Source organism: Prosthecobacter sp. (assembly GCF_044232965.1).
In the GTDB taxonomy this organism is placed as follows: Bacteria; Verrucomicrobiota; Verrucomicrobiia; order Verrucomicrobiales; family Verrucomicrobiaceae; genus Prosthecobacter.
On record NZ_JBIIKX010000005.1, the window covers coordinates 26,260 to 45,436 of the forward strand.

Here is a 19,177-nt window from a genome sequence, read left to right on the forward strand (position 1 = left end):
CGATGCCGTTGGCCTTCCCGCCGATTTCGACCAGGGTTTGCGCGGCAAGGCTAGCCGCAGAAAACGCGCTGAGAAATAGAACGCGGATAAGAATCATCCCTCAACTCAACGCTGGGAAACTTTCGCCCCCTGCAGGAGCTTTTCGAGATTGGCGTCCGGTTTCACCCCTTTTTTGAGCGCCTCGTCGTACTCGACACGCGCCTTGTCCCACTGCGGCGGGTCCCAGGTGATGTAAAGCACGGCCAGATTAAAGTGTGCCTCACCATAGGCCGGGTCGATGGCCAGCGCGGTCTTGAACTCACGCTCGGCTCGCTCCATCAGGCTCAGCTTGGTGGCGATGATGCCGAGGTAATGCCTGCCACTGGCGTTGCTCGGACGCTTGGACAGGCTCTTCTCGAAGTAGGTCATCGCGTCCTTCCAGCGCTCCTGCTTGAAGTAGGTGACTCCGAGCGCGAACGCGGCAGGCTCGTTCACCGGGTCGTAGGCCAGCGCTTTTTGCAGCGCCACCTCGGCTTCGGCGTGCTTGTCCTCACGCTGGCGAGTCATACCCAGGCCAATGAGAGCGCCGACGTTTTTCGGCTCGGCGCGCAGCGCGTCCTGGTAGAGTTTCGCGGAGTTTTCGAACTCCTTGTTCATGTAGGCCTCGTTGGCCTGCGTGATGAGCGTTTCGGCGGTTCCGGGAGCCGGTGGCGCGGCTTTTTTGTCGCTGTCCGACGAGGCGTTGGCGATGAGCGTGGCCTGCACACCTTTCGGCCCAAGCAGCTCACGCACCACCGGATCGGAGAAGAGTTTTTCTTCATCGGGCGTCAGCGTCATGCGCGCGTTTTTCATCTCCTCAACCTGCTGCACGAGATCATTCGAGGCGTTCTCCATTTTCTGTAGCTCGGCGATCATGAGATCCTTCGCGGCCTGCTGGCGATGCTGGGCGCGGAGTTGACGCATGATGATGGAGCGGAGCATCTCGTTCTCCTGCGTGAGCTCGGGCGTGGCTGCCATCTTGGCGTCCATGGCAGCGGGCATTTCCTTCAACTGCTTCGTCAGCTCGGCCACCTGGGTCTGGTAGGCGGCGCTTTCCTGGCGCAGCGTGGCAAGCTGGCCCTGCAAACCGGTGAGCTGGCCGCGCAGCGCGAGGATCTCCTGGTCTTTCCGCGTCGCATCAGCCTTCAAGGTCACGACCTGCTGCTGCACCTCGCCGAGTTCCTTCTTCAAACGCTCGTTTTCGGCGACGAGGCGCTTCATCTCGGCGCTGCCGGTCTTTTTCTTCAGATCGTCCACCTCTGCCTGGAGGCCGAGGCTGCGGGCGCTGGCAGCGTCCCGGTCTTTCACGGCCACGTCACGATCCTTGATGGCGGTATCGCGCTGTTTCACGGCGTCATCACGCTCTTTGAGAATCTTGTCGCGCTCCTGCTCGATGGCGGTGATGCGCATGGAAGAGGCGGCCAGTTTTTCAGAAGCGTCCTTCGCGGCGGCCTCGGCGGCGATGAGACGCTGGCCGTTTTTGCGAACTTCCAGTTCCACAGCCATTTTTTCCTCCATCAGCTTGTCAAGCTGGCCCTGGGCCGCACGGCCGGCCTCCACATCCTTGCTCATCGCGAGAATGCTCTGCTCCATGGCGGAGGCTTTTTTGCCCAGCGCGTCATTTTGAGAACGGGCGGTGGTGATCTCGCCGGAGGCCCACTGATACCACTGCTGCCACTTGCCGAGGTCGAGCTGGAACTGGTTGTTCTGCGTCTCCAACTCAAGAATGCGCTTTTTGTGCATCGCCTCCCACTGGCTGAGCATGTCGCTCAGGCTGGGCAGTGTGCCCGGTGTGGAAGGAGCCGACGGCGCTGTTTGGGCAAGAATGCCCGGGGCGGGCACACCGGTGGCCGCAGGCACATACCCGGGGGCAGCAGGCGTCACCACCTGAGGAGTCGGCGCCATTGCTGGCTGCGGGGCGGCCTGAGGCTGGGAAAGCCGCAACTGAATGCGTCCGAGCGCGTCCTGAATCTTCTGCTGGCGGCTGGCCCGCATCTCCGGCTGCCACGTCGGGTAATTGCGGGCGATGCTGTCCATGATCTCGCCCGCCTGCTTGAACTTGCTCTGCGCCTGGGAGAAATCCCCGGCGCTCTCCAGCTTCACCGCCTCATTGTTCAGCACGAAGCCGCGAAAATACTGGTCGGCCACCTCGCTGCTCGCATCAATGGACTGGGCATTCGACACAGGGGCGGCCAGGGCAAGCGCTGCCAGGAGTGTGAAAACGAAAAGAAGACGGTTCATGGTGGTTTTCGGGAAGGGGGCCGGAGTTTACCGCCTCTTGCTGTTTTTGGCAATGGGCATGGCGGCTTGTCTCGCCCCTCCCCCCTCAAGACTCCAAAATGCGCTTGGGTTCCTTGATCTGCTCCACGAGATCGTTCAGACCAACCGTGTGATGAAGCACGCCAACGACCGCACTATCCTCGATTGTCACCTCCTTGAGTATAGCACGCAGGATAAGATCTTTTCGATCCAAAGTGCGGTTTTTCGGGAAGTAAAGATGCAGCGAATCAGTCAGCGTGCCGTTTGCCGCTGGCACAATGCATAGCTTGATCCAGATGACGACGGCATCAATCTCCGGTGTTTTTTCGAGATAGTTGGTGACGAGCTGATGCTGCTCGGATGCTGTCAGCACGCCGCCGTGGTAGCAGGTGAGCGCGAGGACGTTGATCTCGTCTGCTCCACTCGGAGAGAAGGGAAAGGCGTCTTTCTCGCTGAAGAGATTCACCCGCTTGTTCATGCTCTTGCTCGTGACAGTGCCCTGGCGGTTCTTGACGCTCAGATTGATCGCTATCTGCCCGCCCATGATGGTAAAGCGCCAGTCCATTGTCGCGGGATAGGGTTTGGCAAGGTTCTTCGCATCGCGACGGAGCAAGTATTCACGCTGCACGGAACCTGCATCAACGCCATGCCAGCATGAAAGCCACCAGATTTCATTGAGCGTGTTGAGGTGTTGGTTGCGCTCACGCACCTCACGCAGAAGCCGCTTGTCGCTGAGCCAGAGATCAGGGATGAGCGTGTGGCCGATTTCTGAGATGCGACCGAGCCAGGTGAGGTTTTCGCGGCTCAACCCGGTGCCGTCAGCAGCCTGCGCATCTTTGGTTGTGACAAACGGGTCCGTGTGATTCTCAGTGCTGTATTGATCCTGGCCCCAGGAATATTCGACGAGTGGGATCATCATGCCAGTTCCGGGCGGAGTGATGATCTGCGTCGGTAAAATCTGAAAATCCTCCCATGCGATAGCGTCCAGATCTTGCTTGAGCCACTGAGCGCGCCGCAGAAGAATTTCCTGAGTCAGGATACCGCGCTCGAACATGGCTCCGGCGGCCTCGCGCAGCTTGTCGTAAAGAAACGGCACCGTAAGTGGTGGGGCGGCGGATTTCGTGGCGACCGGTCGCGGTGTGAAATGTGACAAGTAGCTGGCGAGATTTACCGACCAACGATCTCCCTGCATCACCACTTCTGCATCGCGAATGCGGGTGATCATGACCTGACGTGTGGCTTTGACCAGATGCGCGATTTTTTCCAGCCGACGGAAATCGCCTGACTCGGGATGCGCGGCGAGCTTGATCTCGATGACCTCGCGCTCCTGACCAGACTCAATCACAAGATCGCACTCCAGACCATCATTGGTGCGGAAATACCATGCCTCGAAGGTCTCGCCCGCCGCCTGTCGTGCGGCGAGAATCTGCTCGATGATCCAGCCCTCCCAGCTCGCACCCACCCATCCTTGGTCCGTGAGTGAGGTGGCACCGGTGACGCCCATCAAGGCATGCAGCAGACCGCTGTCACGCCAGTAAAGTTTGGGAGCCTTGGTCAGGCGCTTGGGGAAGTTGTTGGCAAAAAACGGGCGCAGTCTGCGAATGAGATAGGCTCCTTCCAAGTAGTCCAGATGACTTTGCACCGTGTGGTACGATATTCCCATCGACTGGCCGAGTTGCGAGTAATTGAGCGCTGATCCGTTCAGTGCGGCGGTGAGCCGCAGCAGACGCATCGTCTCACCCGGCTTCGACGGCAGACCCCAGGCAGGCAGATCACGCTGCGCCATCTGTTCCAGGTACGAATGCTGCCATACCGGGAAGGCAGTTACCTCCTGTTGCAACACACCACCATCTGGAAAGCCGCCGCAACGCCACAATGCATCAAGTGAGCTGTCTGGCAGTTCCGCCGCCCCGAGCGGTGACATTTCGACGATGGCGATGCGACCGGCCAATGACTCGCTGACTTCACGCATCAGGAGCGGCGATACCGATCCCAGAATCAGAAAACGTCCGTTCCGTTTCCTCTGCGCGTCAATGTCCCCACGCAATCTCGCAAACACCTCCGGCCAAGTCTGCGCCTCATCCAGAATGATCAGCTTTTCCTGCTGCATCAGCTCATTCCATCTCAGATCGAGGCGCACCCGGTCACGCTCCTGTTCAAGATCGAAATAAAGGTCGGAAAATGCCCTCGCCAACGTGGTCTTGCCCGCCTGACGCGGGCCAACCAATCCCACAGCAGGAAATTGTTGGAGGCGAGTCTCAATGAGACTGCGATGAAGCCTGGGAGTCATTGTTTTGCAAATTAGAAGTATATTTCTGATTTGCAAATCAATCATTCACCCCCGTCGCTGCCGCAGCACGGCCACCCAGCGGTCCACCGATTTGCCCGGCGCGTCTCTGAGGGCGCGGCTGGCTTTGTTGCGCTTGTTGCTCACCACCTCCATCCCCAGCGACTCCAAAGCACGCAGCGCAAGCTGGTGCTCGACATCGAAATAGCTCGTGATGACCAGCATGCCGTCAGGCCGCAGTTTGGCGATGCCCTGGTCAAAAATCTTCTTCCACAGCTCCTGCCCATGCCAGAAGTTCTGATGGCGGAGGAAGACCATGTTGAAGTCGTCCCCGATCGTCTTGTGCTGGTCGATCTTCGTGGCGTCCTCGATCAAAAACTCCGCCGGGAGGTGTCCGTGCGTCTCACGCGCCTGGCGGATTTCGCGAATGCGGATGTCCGCGCCGACCATTTCCACCGCGCCGCCCTTCGTGAGGTCGGAACCGACCTTGATCAAGGTCTCCGCCTCATCGCAGCGCCCGCAGGCCAGATTGAGGATGCGCATGCCCTCCTTCCCCGCCGGCAGATGCGGAGCGAGGGACTCCTGGAGAAGCGTTTGCAGCTTCGCCATGTCTTCCTGGATGGGTTGCGGGGCGCTGGGGAGGTCCATCTGGATCAACGTCGGAACGGTGAGGCAGGCATGCCTGCGCCGTTGAAAAGGGTCGCGGTGGGATTGTCCTTCCACGCATAGCGAACACTTTTCGGCTCCGCAACCGCCTTGGCACCAACGATGACGGTTTCGCCCTCGATTTTGGCCTCCGCAGGCTGCCACTGACCTTCGGCACCCGCGACTTCGAAGCCGCTGAGATCGCCTTTGGCCTGCAAACCCTTCGCATGCTTGAAGGTGAGCACGAATTCGCCGCCTTTGGCCGTCGCTTTGTCAATCAGCGGCCCGCAGATGGCGGGGACTTCTTTTTGATACACCGCGCCGAGCGCCCACTGCGCGAGTCGATAGCCGACGTCCTGCTTGTTCTTCGGGTGAATGTCCTTCGAGTCGCCAATGTCGAGCGTGACGGCCATGCCGCTATTGGGAATCGTGCTCAATGCATTCAGCATCTGCTCGCGCACCAGCGGCCAGCCTTCGCCAGCACGCGTGAAATTCGGAAGCTGCACCCAGGCGAAGGCAAACTCCTCGTTCCAGCGTGTGCGCCAGTCTTTGGCGAGCAGCGTGAGCTGATGCTGATAAAACGGTGCTTTCGCATCCTGGCTGTTTGCCTCGCCCTGATACCAGATCGCGCCACGAATCGCATATGGGATGAGCGGCGCGATCTTGCCGTTGAACAGGCCGCCGACATCGCCTTTGCGTTGACGGGTAGCAACAGGGTCGCGCGGTTTGCGCGGCAGCGGCTTGCCCTCGGCCTTCGCTTTCTTCACGTCCTCGTTCCATTTCGCGACCTGCTTCTCATACAACGCCTTGGCTTTGCCCTCGTCGAACTTCGCATCCTCCTGCTTCATCGTTGCAAAGAAGGGTTTGAGCTCCTCGCTGGCCTTCTGCGCCTCGGGACTGATCCAGGACTCGATGGGCGTGCCTCCGACGGAGGAGTTGATGAGACCCACGGGTGTTTTGAGCGCCGCGTGAATCGTGCGGCCAAAGAAAAACGCGGTGGCGGAGAAGCGGCCCACGGTTTCAGCCGAACAAACCACCCAAGTACCCTTCCCTTGCGTCTGAGCCGTCGCATTGGCACCGCTGCCCTCAGCGAACATGCGAATCTGCGGCAGATTCGCGGCGGCCTTCGTGCCCTCGAAGTCATTCGCGCTCTGCACGGCCATCGCCATGTTCGACTGACCGGAGCCGAGCCATACTTCGCCCACGAGCACGTCGTTGATCGTCTTGTCGCCAATCGTGAGCGTCTGCGCTTCGGTGGAAGCGGTGAGCGAATCGAGTTTGAGCGACCATCGGCCATCCGCACCGGCTTTGGCGGTCTTTTTCTGGCCAGCGATGGAAACCACGATCTCCGCATTCGCATCAGCCGTGCCCCATACCGGCACCGGCTTGCCGCTTTGCAGCACGAGGTGATCGGAGAACACGGCGGGCAGCGTCAGCGCGGCGGAGGCGGGAACGGCGAGAAGCAGGAGGCTGAGGAGTGATTTCATGGCGGGTGGCTTGAGAAGCGGCTTGTCAACGTCGTCACCCCTCGGTTTGCTTCATGAATGTCAGCCGCACTTTTTGCCGCCGGTCTGGGGGACGTGATTCGTTCCTGCTATCTGAACGCCGCCTACCGCGTGCTCAGCGAGGCCACGCAGCCGACGCCGGTCATCATGGCCTCGCACAATCCCTTCACGGTCGAGATTTTTCGGCATCATCGCAACGCGAAGAACTTCATCCTCTACGATCTGGCGCACAAGTTTGAGGAGTTCTTCAACGCCGGGTTGCGCGGCGTTGACATCAACCGCGCGCTTTGCGGTTTCGCGGGAGTGGATCATGCGAAATTGATCCGTGGCAACGCGGACGGTCACATCCCCACGTTCGACGCGCCAGACGATGTCGAATCGCGGGGACATATCGTGTTCCAGCCCTTCGCGGGAAACGCCTCCTACCGCTCGCTGCCGCCGGAGTTGATCGAGAAAACCACCGAAGTGCTGCGCAAGCTGCCGTGCCAGGTGTTTGTCGTCACACGCAGTTATTTCCGTCCCGGCGCGAAGGGGAAAACGATCCATGCCGTGGAAGACGCCCGCACCTTGGAAGGTGGCAACATCACCGTGCTCGACAGCCTCACCGTCCCAGCGACGCTGAACCTCATCAAAACCTGCCGCGCCTATGTGGGAAGCTGGAGCAGCCTGCAGCAGGCGGCATGGCTCGAAAACAAGCCGGTGGCGGTGTTTTATCCGGTCAAATACATCGACGTGCAAAAGCACACCGCCTACGCCTTCGGCATGGGGCGCGACAACACGCTCGGTTGCGAATATCCGCAGGTGGATGCGACGGCGCTGGAGGCGTTTCTGCGGCGCTGGTGATTTAGCGCGGAAGAAACCGACGCAGCACCTCGAAGTGGCCGATGGCAGAGCTGATGTCCGCGTTCAGATCCTCCATGCGGATCTTGTAAGGCGAATCGACGGGCGTGATGAACGGCACGCGGCTGACGCGGGCGAAGATCATGCCGTGATAACGGCCCGTGAGGACGAACCGCGAACGGGCGATGATTTCAAACGCCGCCTGCGGACCGGGTCGGGCGATGATCTGCGATTGTGGAAAGCGTTCTGCGACCTCAGCGAGCAGTTTGTCATCATCCACAGGCGCGCCCATGCCCAGCCAGCGAGTCGGTGTGCCGCTGGCGGCAAAGTGACGTATATAGTGATTGATAAGCGTGTTCCGTGCATTGACGAGACCTGCGGGAACGAGTGTGACGGCGCGCTGGTCCGCTTCAACCTTCGGTTGATACAAATAGGCCGCGTCAGGAAAAAACTGCGCATCATCACGCCCGCTGATCTCCTGCGCGATGCGCACGCAGTTCGGCGAGCGCAACGTGATGAAAGCCGCTTGTTTCAAGTAAGGCACCCACGGCCTAAGCGCGGTGGCATACTCGGCCTCGCGGTTGATTTGAAATTGGAAGCCGCAGGACAAGATGCCCCACGGGATGCCACGCGCGATGGCGGCATCCATGTAGAACTTCATGGCGCGAAAGTGCGGCGATTCCGCGTCCACCGCCCCGTCCTTCGGGTTGTTGTAAAGAATGCCGCCGCCGCCGAGCACCAGCAGCCCGAGATCGTCCGGCAGGGCGGCAGGTAGGTCAGAGTTGTAGATCACCAACTCGTGCTCCGGCAACTGCTGCGCGAAGACGAGCGGATAAGTATCGTCACCGACGTTGCCGTAGCCGGACGCGCCGACGAAGGCGATCTTCATGCGTGCTGCGGTCGTTTCGCGGATTTTTTGCCGACGACGGGAGCCAGGACGGCGTGGAACTGCGCCGCGATGTTGCGCCAGTCGAAGTCAGCGCGACGCACATGCTCAATCCCCTGCGCGGAGAGTTTCGTGCGGAGCACTTTGTCGGTGTAAAGCGACTGCAAGGCCGCCACGAACGGCGCGTGATCGACGAGAGCACCCGTGGTGTTGATCTCGGGGTTCATGAGCAGCCTGGAGCACGGGATTTTCACCGCAGGCACGGCCCATTCGGCCAAGGCGGAGGAGTCCGGCACGATCTGCGGGATGCCGCAGGCCATGCCTTCCATGGTGGTGAGGCCCCAGCCCTCGCCAAGCGTGGTGGAAATCTGCACGTCGAGGCTGCCGTAGATGCGCTGGAGATGCTGCGAGCTTTGCAGGCCGCGAATGTCATCGCAGCCAGTGAGCAGCAGACGATCAGCGATGCCGTGGAAGGCGGCGACGCGGCGCAGATCCCAGCCGGTGTCTTTTTGAGCACAATGCAGGAGCAGGAAGGCGTTGGTGACGCGGTGCTGTTTGATCCAGTCGGCGAAGATGTGAATGGAGAGGTCCAAACGCTTGCGCGGCTGGTTGCGGTTGAGATTGCCGACGATGAAAGCGTTGCGCGGCACGTTCAGATCGAGCAGGCGACGTGCTTCCGAACGATTCATCGGCTGGAACAACGCGGTGTCGATGCCATGCGGAATGACATGCCGTTTGCCTTTGAATCCAGCTTTCACAGCCTCACGGTGGCCGAAGTTCGTGTACCACACGGCGGCATTCAGTTTATTCAGCTCCTGCATGGCCGCCGGATCAAGGTGGCCACCGTCCACAGGCATGTAACCGATGATGGGAACGCCCTTCGGTGCGATCTTAGCGAACTGGGCCACGTTCCACCAGTCGTTGTTGATGATGACAGCGGCGGGATCGAACTCAGCATAGAGATGCGCAAAACGGTTCATGCCCCACATGTCTCCGCCCTGGCAGGCGGGCATGACTTGATAAGGCAGTTCGTGTTCGGAACCATCATAGTTGATGCCGGAGACGACGACATCCCAGTCATGCTGAAGATGATTCAACACAGCGTGCGTCACGGTGGCGAAGCCGGTGGGCACGAGTGCGTCGCCGATCCAGAGCAGACGTGGCTTCTGACGCGTGACGCCGAAGAACCGCCGGAACCACCCCTTCTTGGTAGGTTCTTTTTCAACCGTGGTGGTGCCGATGGCAAACTCCCCGCTGGCCATCACCGTGAGTGAGCCGGCGCTCGTTTTCCGCGTCGAAGCAGACGCCTTCGACACCGGGTGCTTCAAAGCGTCGCTTTCTTTGATGACTGCAGAACTTGATTTCGCCCTTTTGCGGATCGTCTTCTTGGAAGATACGCTGGCCGCCTTGCTGCTTTGGGACTGCTTTTTCATGGGATGTGCGTGGGTTGAGGTGAATTCTTGGGTCAGTTTTCGTGAATATCACAGTCCGGTAGCAAGAGGCGCAACTCCTCCACAACCGCATGATCCACGGGGAGTCCTGAGTCGCCCACGCGCAGCAGTTTCAACTGCTTGCAGGATGAGAGATAGGGCAGGGCTTCACGAGTGATCACCGGACTTGCGGTGAGATCGAGGTTGCTGAGGTTGCTGAGACTGGAAAGGTGGTTCAGTGCTTTTACAGGCACTTGCAGACCACGCAGATTGAGGTTGGTGACCGTGCCTGCCGCTTTGAGCAGAGCGACGAGTTCCTTCAGGTCGATTTCATTGGAGATCGGCAGACCAGAGACGGCAAAACAGACCCGCCAGACAGTGAAAGGGTCATTCCTCAATCGATCCATCTGCCAGACGTCGGCATTCCCGCCCATGTCCTTCTCCGCTGTGGCAGGAGTGATGACATTGAGAAATCCTTCGTGTGCGAAGACCCACTCGGCCAGCCTCACTTGCTCTGGAGCTGCATGAGCCTGCTCTACGACCGACACGGAGGGTGAAACGAGCCCCGAGGCTGTGGCAGGCCGCACCGCACGCCAACCAAAGGCGGTCAGTGCACTGAGCAGGAGCAAGGCCGCCGCCTTAGCAGGCCACGATGCCAGAGGCTTGCGGGTTTGGATCTGGATTGTGTCAGCGTCGGTGGGAATCCGGCCCAGTTTCTCAGCGGGAGCGGCGACCACACTCTTGGGAAAGCGGCGGAAATTTTTCCAGTTGTCGCTGTTCCTGAGCAACTTCTCCAGCACCTGCGTCATGTCACTGACGTGCTGGTAGCGCTTCTCCGGGTTGCTCTGCATCGCCTTGCTGACGACGACGTCGATGCCCTTGTCAGCACCGGAGCGGACGGAGGGCGGCTCCCATGCGCCCTTGGGCAGGTGCCCGGTGAAGATCTCATAAATCATCACGCCGAGGGAGTAAATGTCCGCTCGGTGGTCGATCTTCCCGTCGTGGTCGAGCGCCTCGGGCGCGATGTAGTCCGGCGTGCCGAGCGTCGTGCCGGTGGCGGTATAATCCGCCGACTGCGGGCCGACGACTTTCGCCAAGCCGAAGTCCGCCACTTTCACATTCCCACGCTCGTCGATGAGGATGTTCGCCGGTTTAACATCGCGATGCACGATGCCGCGCTCGTGCGCGAACTGCAGCGCCTCACAGACCTGGGTGATGATTTTGAGAATCTGCCGTGGCTCGGGCGAGTCGCGCTTCAGCAGGTGCTGCAAGTCCATGCCGGAGACGAACTCCATGGTGTAATACATCTGGCCGTCGGCGGTCTCACCAAAGTCATGCACGGCGACGATGTGCGGATGATTGAGCCGGGCGAGCGCCTCGGCCTCGCGCCGGAAGCGCTCGGCGAAGGTGGCCTTGTTCCGATGCACCTGCGGCAGCAGCTTCACGGCCACGGTGCGGTTGAGGCTTTTCTGCACCGCCTTGTACACCGCCCCCATGCCGCCACTGTCGATGAATTCGAGGAACTGGTAGCCGGGGATAAGGACATCCAGCTCCGCCGTCGAGGGCGACGCGAAGGGTTCGAACTTGATGGCGTCACCGCCTTGGTTCTGCGCCGATTGCATGGGAGGCTTTAAGTGCAAGTGGCCCGCTTAGCAAGACCGCCCGCCCGACAATCCCAAAATAAACCTTACAACCTCAGGAGATTTCCCTTTTTGGATCCTTCGCGCTTCAAGCGGCCTGATACGCTGCCAGGAGTTGCTCCACGCTGCGTTCCCAGTTCAGTTCCTGGGTCAAACGCGCATGACCGGCTGCGGCGAGGGTTTGGCGGCGGGATTCGTCGTCGAGTAAGGCGAGGATGGCATCTCCGAGCTGTTCGGCGCTGTTTTCCATGACATAAACCGCGCCATCTCCGGCTGAGAAACGACCCTCGACGGTGCCGAACATGACGATCGGTTTCGCGAAGGCCATGTATTCGAGCACCTTGTTCATGGTGCAGTGGTCGTTGTAAGCGTTGATGGGATCGCAGGCGACGCCGAGGTCGATGGTGCGCAGGGCGCGGCATAAAAACTCATCACTGACACGCCCAGGCATGCTGATGTAATCCTGGAGGCTGAGTTGGTCACGCAACTTGAGCAATTCGGCATGCTCGGGGCCTGACCCCATGAGGAGGAACTGCACATCGGTGCGTTGACGCGTTTTAACGATGTGATCGGCGGCGCGGACAAGGTAATCGACGCCATCGGCATTGCCCATGACGCCGATGTAGCCGACGAGGTGTTTTTTTCCTACCCGCAGTGATTCATCCGGTTCCGCCGTGGTTTTCATGCGGTTCGGAGCGGTGCGGACGACGAAGGCGCGGTCATCACTCAATTTTCCGCGTTCCTTCACGGCGCGGAGCACGCTTTTGTTGGTGGCGATGACGACATTGGCGAGGGCAAGCGTACAGCGCTCGGCGATGCGCACGGCCCAGTACATGAGGCCGCGTTTGCCGAACTTCGCCTCAAACATCTCCGGCCACAGATCATGCACGTCAAAGATGACCTTCACGCCGCCGAAGAGTTTGAAGGGCAGGGCGACGAAGAAGAGCAGATCGGGCGGATTGCAGAGATGAATCACATCGAAGCCTCCGCGACGCCAAGCCTTGAGCGCACAGCGGAATTCACCCCACAAGGCAGAGGCATATTCTGAGACAAAGCCACCCACCGACTTCGCCTCGCCGCTGATCCAGTGGCGGTAGATTTGGATGCCTTCGAGGACCTCCTCTGGCTGCGTGTAACCGCGCATCTGCGGGCAGATCACCATGACCTGATGCCCGGCGTCACGCAGCGCACAGGCTTCCTGCCACACGCGCCGGTCGAAAGGCACCGGAAGGTTTTCGACGAGGATGAGGACGCGCATGGCGGGCGGAAATCAGGCACCTGGGGTGGCCTTGGCGGCGCGCTGCTCCTTGGATAGCCATTGGATCTTCAGTTCCTTGCCATCCTTGGCGCCGCCGCCGAAGAAATCGCCGGTGTCCTTGAGGGTGACGAAGATGATGAAGCCGAACAACATCAAGGCACAGGCGGTCTGCACGTATTCGAGGATGCGCCCCTGCGCCGGCTTGCGGCGGATGGCCTCGATCGCGGCCATGGTGATGTGACCACCGTCGAGCACGGGCAGCGGCATCATGTTGAGAATGGCGAGGTTGATGTTGAAGACGACGCTGAACCACAACACGAGACGCCAGCCATCGGGATGCTGGAAGAGCTTGTAATAGAGACGACCGACACCCACAGGACCGCTCATGTGCGCGGGGCTGAGGTCGGACTTAGGCGAGACCAGCTTGGAGACGAGGTTGCCCATGTGACGCACGGCGTCGCTGATCTGCTCCCAGGGAGTGAGGGTGATGGGTGTGCGCTTGCCCTCCACATCCCAGGCCACACCGATCATCGGGTATTCTTTTTTATCCTCAGTGAATTCCTTCAGATTGCTCTCATCTGGAATGCGCGGCAAAACGGGAATTTGAAGGGCTTTGCCATCGCGTTCGACATCAAGCATGATCGTCTTGCCGGGGTTGGCTCTGATGTAATCTCCCAGCTCTCCCATGCTGCGCAGAGGTTTGCCATCGGCCTTGACCACGAGATCGTTGGCCTTGAGTCCCGCTTCTTCTGCCGGGCTGTTTGGGGCGATGCTGCCGACCATGGGAGTCATCTGGCCTTCAAGACCGACGGAGCGCAGGTCAGGGCGCTTGAAAATGGCACTCCACCAGGAGGTGGGCGCGGCGGGCTGGTCGGACTTCGGCCAGGCCTTCGGATCCACGTCGAATTTCATCACGCCTTGACCGGGGCGCTCCACCTCGAAGGCGATCTTGTCTCCCTCGCTGGCCACGACGCTCCAGCGCACGCTGTCCACGAGTCCTTCGAAGCGTTTCACCGGCTGGCCGTCCACGTTGAGCACCTTGTCACCGGGAAGAATGCCAGCCTGCATGGCAGGGCTGCCTTGCTCTACACGACCGACGATGGTGGTGGTGTGCGCCTCGCTTTGAGGCTTGCCAACGAGCCAAACAGCCACGGCGAACACGCAGGCAAGCATAAAGCTGAACAACGGACCGGCGAAGGCGACGATGGCCTTGTCGAGCGGGGTGATTGGCGGAAGCGGTTCCGTGCTGGTCTCACCTTCGAGGCCACCCATGGGGGCCATCTGCGGCAGGGCCACGAATCCACCAGCGGGGATGCTGCCGAGTCCGTATTCCACGCCGTTGATGGTCTTTTTCCAGATCGGCTTGCCGAACCAGATGTAAAACTTGTCGATTTTCAGTCCACGCCAGCGGGCGGCAAGGAAATGACCCCATTCGTGGACCACGATCATGAGGTTGAAGACCAAGATGACCTCCAGGAGGAGGATGAGGAAGCTGAGAATCTCACCGAGAGTGCCGAAAGAGGAAAGCCAGGCCATGGAAAAAGGGGGAAATTACGGTCAGAACGGGGTTCTTCACCAGCAGGAGCGCCAGCAGAGGGGACGGAAAGCTAACATCCGGCGATGATTGGCGCAAATGATGCGCAGATGTTTGTGCCGGGCGGGTGGCAGCCGCCGCCACATGCCGATGAAGATGAAATATTTGCCATCCTGCGCCCTCAGACGTATTGAAGTGCCCTTATTTTCGATGCTAACCCGCACCACTCTTTGCCTGATCCTGCCCTGGATGCTGCTCTCCTGTAGTTCTGCGAAGAGCGTGGTGGCAGCCGTGGAGGTGAAGCCCTCCAGCTTTCTGCCCAATGCAGCGAAACTGACTGAAGACCGCAAGCGCTCGCCCTTCCTCGGCAACTGGTGGAACCCGGACCCGCGTGTGAAAAAAGCGGCAGAGAAGGTGAAAAAAATCTACATCGCCCCAGTGATCTCGGATCACCTGCGGCCGATGCGGCAGCATCTCACCAAACTGGAGTTCAGCCAGGAGCGGCGGACCCAGAAAGTGGCTCAGCTCGCCGACTACGCGCACGAGAAATTCACCCGCGCCTTCAAGTCTGCCAAAACACCGCGATTTACTCTTGTGGACGCTCCTGCCAAGGACGCCATGACCCTGAAGCTCTCCATCCTCGAATGGGAACCCAACACACTGACGGGGCTGGTCGTGCGTGAGGCCGTGGACCTGGTGACCCTGCCCATGGTGGGCGATTTGCTGGCAAAACCAGCCCGTGGGCAGATCGCCATCGAAGGCATGGTCATCGAACCCAAAACACGCAAGTCCTGGTTCGAGTTTGCCGACAAGGAGGAGGCAAAGACCCTCTTTATCTTCTTTCCACAGGAACTGTTTGCTTTGGGACAGGCCAAGTTTGCCATCCGGGAGTGGGCGCGTCAGTTTGTGAAGCTCATGAGCACGCCTTCGGATGTGAAGGTGCGGGACAGCCTGCCTTTCCAGATCATTGGTTTTTGATCAACGCAGCCGTCTGCGGCCATAATCTTCAAAGCCACTCAAGCGAGGCGCAATTTTACCTCGCCAGGAGGAGATTTTCCTGATTGCCAAGGCGGGTGCCGTTGTGCGCTACTGCTCGGCGTAAACATCCTCACACATATGAAAACTCCTTGGCTTCGGCTTTCTGTGATCCTGTCCGTTGGCGCGGTGTTGCTGCTGACTTCGTGCGAATACCCGTATTACCCCAACGGCGGCTACTATGGTGCCAGCAACTATCAACGCAGCGGCACGGTCCTGGGCGGTGTGAACCGCAGCCAGTTCTACACGGTGCGCAGCAGCCCGGCCTTCGCCAGCCGCCCCTACTATGGCAGGCCATACTACGCCTCGTCGCATTACCAGCGCCCTTATTACTTCAGCAGCTACCAGCGTCCGGCCTATCGTTACACGCCGTTGCTGACCGGCTACAACCACCATCCTTGGGGCGGTTATCACGGGCGCTGCGCTCCTTACAGCGGCTGGGGCACGAGCGGCCTGGGTTTTGGCTCGCGCTGGTTCTAAGCCACCGGTTTGATGCAACCCGCGACCGCATCTGCGGCGCGGGTTTTTCATGCTCACGCGTCGTGCAGCTCGAAGATGCCCTCGATCTCCACAGCGATGTTCCCAGGCAGCGAACCCATGCCCACCGCGCTGCGTGCGCCGATGCCATGCTCATCGCCCCAAACCTGACCGAACAGCTCGCTGCATCCGTTGATGACCTTCGGATGGTCAGGGAAATCGGGCGTGCTATTCACCATCCCGAGCAGCTTCACCACGCGCTTCACGCGGTCCAGGCTCCCGAGTTCGCTTTTCAGCGTGGCCAGGAGCGCGAGAGCGGTTTGTTTGGCGGCGGCCTTGCCTGCGTCGAGATCCAGATCCGCGCCGACCCGGCCGCAGATGTATTCGCCATCACCCAGGAAAGGGCCGTGGCCGGAGACGTAGGCCATGTTGCCCACGATGACGACGGGCTTGTAAACACCCCCGCGTGGCGGCGGTGGTGGCAGGGTCAGATTGAGGGAGGCGAGAGCTGTTTCGGCGTTCATGGAAAGCGGTGAGTCACGCATCGTCAAACAAGCGCCGGTTCTTCCAGAAATAGCTGAAACCGGACACCAATGTCAGCAGCGTGGTGAAATAAACGATGACGTAGGACACGAGGCGCTCGGTGTCCGGGTTGGCAATGAACGCGGGCCGTGTGAAGCCGAACAACGGCTCCGTCGAAGCTTGGCGCATCATGAAATAGAGCACGGTGAGGATCTGCCAGAGCATCTTGTGCTTCCCCAGTTTCTCTGCGGACAAAACCGCGCCCTGCCCCGCTGCCACCAGCCGGATGCCCGTCACGAAAAACTCCCGCGCCAGGATGATGATGGTGATCCATGCTGGCATCCGCAGCTCCTCCGGGATCGTCTTGTCCGCCGAAAGCATGATGAAGGCAGCGGCGATGAGGATTTTGTCCGCCAGTGGGTCAAACAGCTTGCCAAAATTCGTCACGATGCCCCGTGCCCGCGCGATTTGGCCGTCAAAATAATCCGTGGCCGAGGCGATGCCGAAAATGATCATCGCCACCGAGACCGCGTTCTCCCATGGCAGGTAAAAAACCGCCACAAACACGCCGGTGAGTACCAGGCGGGAGAGGGTGAGCTTGTTGGGCAGGTTCATGAGAGGGCGGCCTTCTGAGTAGCGATGGAATGCCCCCGCTGTCAATGCCGGGACTGGGACAAAAAAAGCCAAAACCTACTGAGCACTGCGCTCAAAAGCATCCGCCTGCCCCTCAATCAACGCGATGGCCTCTCCTGCCAGGTAAAGTGAACCTGCGATGAGCACAGGTTGTGCACCACCCGCCGCATGAAGCGCTTCCGCCACGTCGGCATGCATAGCCACAGGCCTTGGCTCAAGTCCCAACCCCTGCCAAACGCGACAAAGCTCCTCTGCGGGCAGCGCCCGAGGTGATCCAAAAGACGTGAAATGCCAGCCATCCACGATGGACGCGATCTCTCGCAACACTCCAGAAACATCCTTGCCCGCCACCGCGCCAAAAATGACCTGCGCCCGCTGCTGCGGGAACTGCTCAAGCCACGTCTGCACCAGCACACGGGCGGCATCCAGATTGTGCGCACCGTCAATGACAACGCCGGGACGGATCTTTTGGAAGCGGGCTGGCCATTCCACCTCGCGCAGGCCGCTTTCGATCACGCTTTCGGCAAAATCAAAGCCTGCGGCTTTCAATGCAGTGACGGCCATCGCTGCATTCCAGCGTTGATGCGGACCTGGCAGGCCCGTTTCGCGGCTCCACCCGGTTTCGAGCACCGTGAGCGGCGCACCACGTTGCTCGGCGGTTGTTTGGATGACCTCCAGCGCCTCCGTCTCCTGCGTCATCGTGATCACGGGCACTCCCGGCTTGATGATCCCGGCTTTTTCAGCGGCGATCTTCGCCAGCGTGTCCCCCAGCATGTCCATATGATCCCAGCCAATCGGCGTGATGACGCTCACGGCAGGCCGGAGGGCGTTCGTGGCGTCCAAACGTCCCCCCAGGCCCGTTTCGAGGATCACCCATGGATTTCCTCGCCGCGCGAACCATTCGAGCGCCAGGGCAAGCGTCAGTTCGAAGAATGTCGGATGCGGATTCCAGCCTGAGACACGTTCACGCAGGCGGTTGATGCCCGCAGAGATCTCATCCGAGGAAATCATGCGCTCCGCATCACGAATGCGCTCGCCGAAGTGAACCAGGTGTGGCGAGGTGAATAATCCGGCGTTGATACCCGCGTGCTTCAAAATCGAGTGCATGAAGGCGCAGGTGGAGCCTTTGCCGTTCGTCCCGGCGACGTGGATGAATTTCTGCCCGGCGGCAGGCAGCCCCAGCTCGCGCAGCAGTCGTTGCACATTATCGAGCCCCAGCTTGATGCCGAAGAGCTGCGTGCTGTAAAGCCAGTCGATTTCCTTTTGCGCCGTGTCGTGGGTCATTCGCGTGGCGCACGGTGCCTGCGCCGCAGCAGGGCGCAAGCGCCGAGCAGTAGCAGCAGGAAACGCGAGGGTTCCGGCACGACGCTGAAGTCGATGCCGAACGTCTGCATCTGGCCGAGATACTGCGGGATGAAATTGTCGATGGAATACGGAACGCTGCTGATCGTGCCAACGACCGAATGGGTGCCGACAAGCGCCAGACTTCCATGCCACGGGATGAAGGTTGGCCCGCTGGAGTCGCCACCTTCGACGATCGAATCGCCAGAAAGACTGCCGTTATGGCTGTAGCCGATGCCATAGCTGTCATCGCCTATTCCTCCGGGGAAATTGTAGGGCAGCAGGACATCGACGGTGTTGGCCCCGAGGCGCGGCCCGTTGGAACCATGGCCGTAAATGAGCGCTGGCAGCCCAAGGTAAGACGCCAGCGTGTTCAGCTCCAGAATGGGGTAGCTGGTGATGCCATGCGCGGCATTCAAAGACGTGGAAAGCATGCCAACGGCGAAATCGCTCGTCTGGCCGTTGAAGGTAAAGTTGTACGTCGTGCTGCTCACGCCATAGCTGACGACGGTGTCCAAGGTGGGACTGTAAAAGTTCAAGGTGGAGCCAGCTCCAGGCCCATAATGATTCGCATAGACAAAATGCTGGTCGCTGATCATCGCGAAGCTCTGCGCTGAGTTGGCCGCGTTCCAGCCGACGCCGGAGAGGTCGTAACCGTTGCCGAGGAAGGACGCCGAGGTGTTTTCAACAGGCGCGGTCGGGTAACCCGAGGCGAAACGGTCATTCGTGGCAGAGTCATAGCCCACAATCGTCAGTGCTTTGGCCGAAGTGGCGGCCAGAAGCGCGAAACAACCGATGACCTGGAACAAGTTCACGACTCTACCATGCTGCGATTTCGCAGACGGCCAAGAAACAAGTTCATCACGG

Annotated in this window: 16 protein-coding genes; 3 read left to right on the plus strand and 13 right to left on the minus strand. The window is 60.0% G+C overall.

All coding sequences use genetic code 11. The annotated features are described in order from the left end of the window. Nucleotides 1–105: 105 nt before the first annotated feature. The 4 genes from ACILSI_RS03580 to ACILSI_RS03595 all read right to left on the minus strand — a co-directional run bounded on the left by ACILSI_RS03580 (nt 106) and on the right by ACILSI_RS03595 (nt 6,696). On the minus strand, nt 106–2,259 hold the full coding sequence (locus ACILSI_RS03580; RefSeq protein ID WP_395720472.1) for a tetratricopeptide repeat protein: 2,154 nt from the start codon (nt 2,257–2,259) through the stop codon (nt 106–108). 85 nt (nt 2,260–2,344) lie between these two features. Continuing rightward, entirely contained in the window at nt 2,345–4,567 is a 2,223-nt protein-coding gene (locus ACILSI_RS03585; RefSeq protein ID WP_395720473.1) for an ATP-binding protein, read from the minus strand. 45 nt (nt 4,568–4,612) lie between these two features. Further along, a complete protein-coding gene (locus ACILSI_RS03590) occupies nt 4,613–5,212 on the minus strand; it encodes a methyltransferase domain-containing protein (protein WP_395720474.1) in 600 nt (199 codons plus the stop codon). A gap of 5 nt (nt 5,213–5,217) precedes the next feature. Further along, a complete protein-coding gene (locus ACILSI_RS03595) occupies nt 5,218–6,696 on the minus strand; it encodes a sialate O-acetylesterase (RefSeq protein WP_395720475.1) in 1,479 nt (492 codons plus the stop codon). Between the two features lie 57 nt (nt 6,697–6,753). On the opposite strand from ACILSI_RS03595, the gene ACILSI_RS03600 reads away from it, so the two are divergent. Further along, nucleotides 6,754–7,557 carry a hypothetical protein gene (locus ACILSI_RS03600; protein ID WP_395720476.1) on the plus strand — a complete coding sequence of 268 codons (804 nt, stop codon included), beginning with the start codon at nt 6,754–6,756 and terminating at the stop codon, nt 7,555–7,557. 1 nt (nt 7,558) lies between these two features. Here ACILSI_RS03600 and ACILSI_RS03605 read toward each other — a convergent pair whose 3' ends face one another. From ACILSI_RS03605 to rseP, 5 genes are all read right to left on the minus strand, one after another. Continuing rightward, nucleotides 7,559–8,443, minus strand: a complete 885-nt coding sequence (locus tag ACILSI_RS03605) for a polysaccharide pyruvyl transferase family protein (RefSeq protein ID WP_395720477.1) — start codon at nt 8,441–8,443, stop codon at nt 7,559–7,561. Next, the gene (locus ACILSI_RS03610; protein ID WP_395720478.1) at nt 8,440–9,873 is read right to left on the minus strand and encodes a glycosyltransferase family 4 protein; all 1,434 of its coding nucleotides are present in this window, start codon (nt 9,871–9,873) and stop codon (nt 8,440–8,442) included. The genes ACILSI_RS03605 and ACILSI_RS03610 overlap by 4 nt, the downstream gene beginning before the upstream one ends. A 32-nt stretch (nt 9,874–9,905) precedes the next feature. Beyond that, the gene (locus ACILSI_RS03615; protein ID WP_395720479.1) at nt 9,906–11,492 is read right to left on the minus strand and encodes a serine/threonine-protein kinase; all 1,587 of its coding nucleotides are present in this window, start codon (nt 11,490–11,492) and stop codon (nt 9,906–9,908) included. A gap of 106 nt (nt 11,493–11,598) precedes the next feature. Next, entirely contained in the window at nt 11,599–12,768 is a 1,170-nt protein-coding gene (locus tag ACILSI_RS03620) for a glycosyltransferase family 4 protein (RefSeq protein WP_395720480.1), read from the minus strand. A gap of 12 nt (nt 12,769–12,780) precedes the next feature. Continuing rightward, nucleotides 12,781–14,304 carry an RIP metalloprotease RseP gene (gene rseP / locus ACILSI_RS03625; RefSeq protein WP_395720481.1) on the minus strand — a complete coding sequence of 508 codons (1,524 nt, stop codon included), beginning with the start codon at nt 14,302–14,304 and terminating at the stop codon, nt 12,781–12,783. 208 nt (nt 14,305–14,512) lie between these two features. Between rseP and ACILSI_RS03630 the strand changes: the two genes are divergently transcribed. Next, on the plus strand, nt 14,513–15,280 hold the full coding sequence (locus ACILSI_RS03630; RefSeq protein WP_395720482.1) for a DUF3313 family protein: 768 nt from the start codon (nt 14,513–14,515) through the stop codon (nt 15,278–15,280). A 138-nt stretch (nt 15,281–15,418) separates the two neighbouring features. Further along, nucleotides 15,419–15,817: a hypothetical protein gene (locus ACILSI_RS03635; RefSeq protein ID WP_395720483.1), complete on the plus strand. Its 399-nt coding sequence runs from the start codon at nt 15,419–15,421 to the stop codon at nt 15,815–15,817. A 53-nt stretch (nt 15,818–15,870) separates the two neighbouring features. On the opposite strand, the gene ACILSI_RS03640 is transcribed toward ACILSI_RS03635, so the two are convergent. The 4 genes from ACILSI_RS03640 to ACILSI_RS03655 all read right to left on the minus strand — a co-directional run bounded on the left by ACILSI_RS03640 (nt 15,871) and on the right by ACILSI_RS03655 (nt 19,125). Next, nucleotides 15,871–16,338, minus strand: coding sequence for a RidA family protein (locus tag ACILSI_RS03640; protein WP_395720484.1), 468 nt, complete (start codon nt 16,336–16,338; stop codon nt 15,871–15,873). 13 nt (nt 16,339–16,351) lie between these two features. Further along, nucleotides 16,352–16,951: a CDP-diacylglycerol--glycerol-3-phosphate 3-phosphatidyltransferase gene (gene pgsA / locus ACILSI_RS03645; RefSeq protein ID WP_395720485.1), complete on the minus strand. Its 600-nt coding sequence runs from the start codon at nt 16,949–16,951 to the stop codon at nt 16,352–16,354. A 75-nt stretch (nt 16,952–17,026) separates the two neighbouring features. Then, complete coding sequence (locus tag ACILSI_RS03650; protein ID WP_395720486.1) at nt 17,027–18,253, minus strand: bifunctional folylpolyglutamate synthase/dihydrofolate synthase; 1,227 nt, start codon at nt 18,251–18,253, stop codon at nt 17,027–17,029. Further along, on the minus strand, nt 18,250–19,125 hold the full coding sequence (locus ACILSI_RS03655) for a PEP-CTERM sorting domain-containing protein (RefSeq protein ID WP_395720487.1): 876 nt from the start codon (nt 19,123–19,125) through the stop codon (nt 18,250–18,252). The genes ACILSI_RS03650 and ACILSI_RS03655 overlap by 4 nt, the downstream gene beginning before the upstream one ends. Between the last annotated feature and the right edge of the window lie 52 nt (nt 19,126–19,177).

Excerpts from the sequence above, each read along its gene's own strand:
- ACILSI_RS03600 (WP_395720476.1), top strand. The coding sequence starts at position 6,754 with ATGTCAGCCGCACTTTTTGCCGCCGGTCTGGGGGACGTGATTCGTTCC.
- ACILSI_RS03640 (WP_395720484.1), bottom strand. The coding sequence starts at position 16,338 with ATGAACGCCGAAACAGCTCTCGCCTCCCTCAATCTGACCCTGCCACCA.
- ACILSI_RS03605 (WP_395720477.1), bottom strand. The coding sequence starts at position 8,443 with ATGAAGATCGCCTTCGTCGGCGCGTCCGGCTACGGCAACGTCGGTGAC.
- ACILSI_RS03585 (WP_395720473.1), bottom strand. The coding sequence starts at position 4,567 with ATGACTCCCAGGCTTCATCGCAGTCTCATTGAGACTCGCCTCCAACAA.
- rseP (WP_395720481.1), bottom strand. The coding sequence starts at position 14,304 with ATGGCCTGGCTTTCCTCTTTCGGCACTCTCGGTGAGATTCTCAGCTTC.
- ACILSI_RS03620 (WP_395720480.1), bottom strand. The coding sequence starts at position 12,768 with ATGCGCGTCCTCATCCTCGTCGAAAACCTTCCGGTGCCTTTCGACCGG.
- ACILSI_RS03635 (WP_395720483.1), top strand. The coding sequence starts at position 15,419 with ATGAAAACTCCTTGGCTTCGGCTTTCTGTGATCCTGTCCGTTGGCGCG.
- ACILSI_RS03630 (WP_395720482.1), top strand. The coding sequence starts at position 14,513 with ATGCTAACCCGCACCACTCTTTGCCTGATCCTGCCCTGGATGCTGCTC.
- ACILSI_RS03615 (WP_395720479.1), bottom strand. The coding sequence starts at position 11,492 with ATGCAATCGGCGCAGAACCAAGGCGGTGACGCCATCAAGTTCGAACCC.
- pgsA (WP_395720485.1), bottom strand. The coding sequence starts at position 16,951 with ATGAACCTGCCCAACAAGCTCACCCTCTCCCGCCTGGTACTCACCGGC.
- ACILSI_RS03595 (WP_395720475.1), bottom strand. The coding sequence starts at position 6,696 with ATGAAATCACTCCTCAGCCTCCTGCTTCTCGCCGTTCCCGCCTCCGCC.
- ACILSI_RS03580 (WP_395720472.1), bottom strand. The coding sequence starts at position 2,259 with ATGAACCGTCTTCTTTTCGTTTTCACACTCCTGGCAGCGCTTGCCCTG.
- ACILSI_RS03650 (WP_395720486.1), bottom strand. The coding sequence starts at position 18,253 with ATGACCCACGACACGGCGCAAAAGGAAATCGACTGGCTTTACAGCACG.
- ACILSI_RS03590 (WP_395720474.1), bottom strand. The coding sequence starts at position 5,212 with ATGGACCTCCCCAGCGCCCCGCAACCCATCCAGGAAGACATGGCGAAG.
- ACILSI_RS03610 (WP_395720478.1), bottom strand. The coding sequence starts at position 9,873 with ATGAAAAAGCAGTCCCAAAGCAGCAAGGCGGCCAGCGTATCTTCCAAG.